The organism is Ruegeria sp. BHSA118, from assembly GCF_059613405.1.
This window is the reverse complement of the sequence record NZ_JBXWSM010000129.1, coordinates 1-3,746: the sequence shown is the minus strand read 5'-3', so window position 1 is coordinate 3,746 and position 3,746 is coordinate 1. Positions and strand designations below refer to the sequence as shown.

General features: G+C 56.2%; 4 protein-coding genes. 3 read left to right on the top strand and 1 reads right to left on the bottom strand.

The window, feature by feature from the left end; translation table 11 throughout:
- The coding region (locus AC2FNN_RS21180; RefSeq protein WP_496760445.1) for a glycosyltransferase family 2 protein at window positions 1–573 on the top strand (573 nt) is incomplete at its 5' end.
- Window positions 574–632: 59 nt separating this feature from the next.
- Here the strand turns inward: AC2FNN_RS21180 and AC2FNN_RS21175 are convergent.
- Window positions 633–1,199, bottom strand: a complete 567-nt coding sequence (locus AC2FNN_RS21175; RefSeq protein ID WP_171230484.1) for a VPLPA-CTERM sorting domain-containing protein — start codon at window positions 1,197–1,199, stop codon at window positions 633–635.
- 632 nt (window positions 1,200–1,831) lie between these two features.
- On the opposite strand from AC2FNN_RS21175, the gene AC2FNN_RS21170 reads away from it, so the two are divergent.
- Window positions 1,832–2,542: a methyltransferase domain-containing protein gene (locus tag AC2FNN_RS21170; RefSeq protein WP_170347013.1), complete on the top strand. Its 711-nt coding sequence runs from the start codon at window positions 1,832–1,834 to the stop codon at window positions 2,540–2,542.
- A gap of 194 nt (window positions 2,543–2,736) precedes the next feature.
- Window positions 2,737–3,746: hypothetical protein (locus AC2FNN_RS21165; RefSeq protein WP_496760443.1), on the top strand; the 1,010-nt coding region annotated here is incomplete at its 3' end.

The window sequence follows — 3,746 nt, the reverse complement described above, 5'->3', positions numbered from 1 at the left end:
GTCGGGCGTCAGGTCGCGGATCAGGCCGATCTGATTGGTGGCCGGGTAGATGTTTTTGACGAAACCCCACCCCCGCGCAGCGGCGCAGAAGCGTTCGAGGCTGTTTTTGCATTCAACTTCCGCAGGTATATCGAGGTTCAGGGATTTTCCGGTGCCGGCAACCTGCTGACCCGACGCGATGTGTTTGATGCGATCGGCGGGTTCATCAACGGTGTCTCGGAAGATCGGGAATGGACCATGCGCGCGGTCGCGCGCGGGTATAGCCTGATCTATCGGGACGACTTTCGTGTCAGCCATCCATCCCGGCAGAACTGGCCCGCGCTCAAGGCCAAGTGGCGGCGCACCACACAAGAGGCATATCTGCTGCACGGCACCAACGCCGCCGCTCGCATACGGTGGGCGATCCGTGGATTGGCCATGCCGGCCAGTGCAATTGTGCACACCCCGAAAATCCTCAGCAGCGACAAGCTGTCCACGGCGGGCGAAACCAGCCGGGCGATCATCACGTTGTTCCGGCTCAGATGTCAGCGGATGATCTGGATGTTGCGCCAGGCGGCAGGTCGCAACATCTGATCAAAAGAAAAGGGACCGCGAAACGGCCCCTTGTCCTGTTTGTCAAGTTTGTGTGTCGCTCAGGCGGCCTTGCGGCGACGCGTCAGAGCCAGACCACCAAGCGCTGTCAGAAGCAGCAGACCACCGGCGGGCAGCGGAACTGGTGCGACGTCGAAATCAAACGTAACCGGCACCGGATTGCCATTGGCATCGGTCGCCCCTTGAGAGTTGGCCCAGCTAAACACCAAATTCTGGCTCAAGGTGTTCGGGCTGACGCTGCTGAACAGCGTGCTGAGTGTCGTCTGAACACCACCCAGAACCGACGTCGATGCCAGCACGTTGGCCGGGTTCAAGGCGTCGACCCAGCTCACCGTCAGACCTGTGAACGTGCTCAGCAGATTGATGGTGATCGAAGCGTTCGCAACACCAAAAAGAGGATCAATGGGCGACTGGAAGTTGATCATGTAAACCCCGGGTCCACCCATCGTGGAAACCGTACCGGAGAAGAGCGTGTCGGAGGTGATGTCATATCCACCCCCCGGCAGAGGACCACCACCCGCTGACACCGAGGTCAGAGCGCTGGCCGATCCGGCCATCATCACAGCAGTAGCAAGCCCCGCCGCCATCATCTTAAAAGTTCTAAACATACAAAGTCCCACCTTTGATTTTTATACACACAACCCGCTCGAAATCTCGGCAGGGCACCTACCGCATTTATTGATAATTCATTTCTATTTGATTGCGAAGGATTTTTCTCGGAATTGTGGCTTTTTATGGGCGCAAAGGCCGATTGCTCAGCACAATGGATGCCCAAATTACAGTTTGTTTCCCCATCGTGAACCAGAATCACCCGAATAAGGCGAATCTGCGTCTGGAGAACATGCCAACTTTCCGGCGATTCCGAGCGTTTTCACACTGCACCAAGCATAATCCGAGCCGGTTCAGGCAATGCAGAACCACGCCCGATCACTCTGTCATGAAATGCAGCAGGCGCGCCTTTTCACATGACGGGCGCCCCCGTGTCGCACAAGGCAGGAAACAATACAAACCATTCCCGCACACTGTCCACCTTCGGCCCGCCACAAGGACCCTGCGGATCGCGACAGAAGGGAAAAAGGCCACAAACCCGGGTTCCGCCATATTTCTTCTTCGACGGTCCGAAAGTTTCGTGTAGCTTTGGATTGTTATTGTACCAAGTTCAGGCACGCATTTTCAATCGGAAGCCCTTGTTTAGCCGTTTGTCCATTGTGCCTGCCTATTTAGCGAGGAGACATTGCGCATGGGTGTTGGCCAGAACATAGCCGCTGAGAATGCGAACTGGACCTTTGGGGGCAGTGTTCCCGATACGTTTGTCGACCACATCAAATTGTCTGTTCCTCTTTATGAAATGGGTCACGGCCTGATCTGTCAGGTTTCCGATTTCTTCGTCCGCAATGACAGTCTCTGCTATGAAATCGGCACATCGACCGGAGAGTTGATCCGCAAGCTGGCAGAACATAATGCGGGAAAGCCTGACGCACGCTGGATCGGCATCGATGTCGAACCTGAAATGGTGAAGGTCGCCGAAGCTCATTGCGCGGATGTCCCGAACATTTCCATTCTTCATGACGATGCCCGTCATATGGAGATGGAAAAGGCGGACATGATCGTCAGCTATTATACCATGCAGTTCATCCCGCCCCGGTACCGGCAGGAACTGTTCACCAAGATCTACAACACCCTGAACTGGGGCGGTGCGTTTGTCATGTTCGAAAAGGTCCGGGGGCCGGATGCGCGGTTTCAGGATCTTGTGACCCAGCTCTACAACGAATTCAAAATCGGCAACGGATTCTCAAGCGAGGAAATCGTCGAAAAGGCGCGCAGCCTGAAAAGCGTGCTGGAACCGTTTTCCACCCAGGGCAATCTGGATCTGCTGGGCCGGGCCGGTTTCAAGGATGTGATGAGTATTCAGAAGTATATTTGTTTTGAAGGTTTTCTTGCTATCAAATGATTGCTTAACGCCATGCCGGCAGAGACCGGAGTGGGATAACACCGCTTATGGCCCGATTGATGGAGGCTGCCGAGGACGCTGATGAACGCGCCTGATTTTGATCCCTGTGAAATGGCACCGGAAGACGGGCTGAATGCGATAGTTGCTTGCTTTCAGCACACCGTACTTGCGGCGAAGCTGGTCGCAGAACGGACATGACCGTGTCGGCTCTTTCGGACAAGCCATCTTGGACGGTCGGGGCTTTCCTCCTGTTGATCGCGGCGCTGCTGGTCTGCCTGTCCGTTCTCATGATCAATGGCGGGCCGCTTTATTACTTCGATACCGGCAGTTACATCCGGCAGGGAAATGTGGCCTTGAGCAGTTTCCTTCCGCCGACAGCTGACAGCGTTGCGGCAGGTGTAACCCACACCGCCGATGAGGATAACACCGCAACCGGATCACGGTCACTGATCTATGGCCTCATCATGGCTGCGCTTGTTCGGATCGATGCCCTGTCCGTCCTTCCGGTATTGCATCTGGTTGCTACGCTGCTGGCCGTCTGGATGCTGGCGCGAACCGCTGGCCGGTCGCCGGGCGGGGCACCGAACACAACCATTATGACCGCAGTGCCTTTGCTGGTGGCAGCCAGCACTTCATTGCCGTTTTATGTCGCCTACATGATGCCGGATATTTTTGCACCGGTGCTGCTGATCGTGATTGCCTCACTGACGGCCTTTGGGCGGATAATGCAAACCTGGGAGCTTTTGCTCATATCCGCTCTGGCCCTGTTCAGCGCCCTTCTGCACCCGTCTCATCTGGCGGTTGCGGCGTTAATGATACCTTTTGTCGCTTTGGCCGCGCCCTGGGGGAAAAGACCACGACGCTGGCGTGCAACGATCCTGATGATGATGATTCTGGCGCTGGCACTGGCCGAGCGCAAGGCCTTTCAGGTCACCGTGGAAATCGCCACCAACAAAGAGGTCGTCTATACGCCGCATATCACCGCGCGGCTCATCGTTGACGGGCCGGGCATGGATTATCTGGACGAGGTCTGTCCGAATGCCGAAGTGCCCACCTGCGCGCTACACGAAGCGCTGTCGTGGTCAGATGACCCCTACAGGCTGACACCCTCCCATATCATTTTCGAACGCTCGCCCAACCTGGGTTCTTTCCGGCTCATGTCGCCCGAAGATCAGAAACGGGTTGCCCTGTCCCAACGGGAATT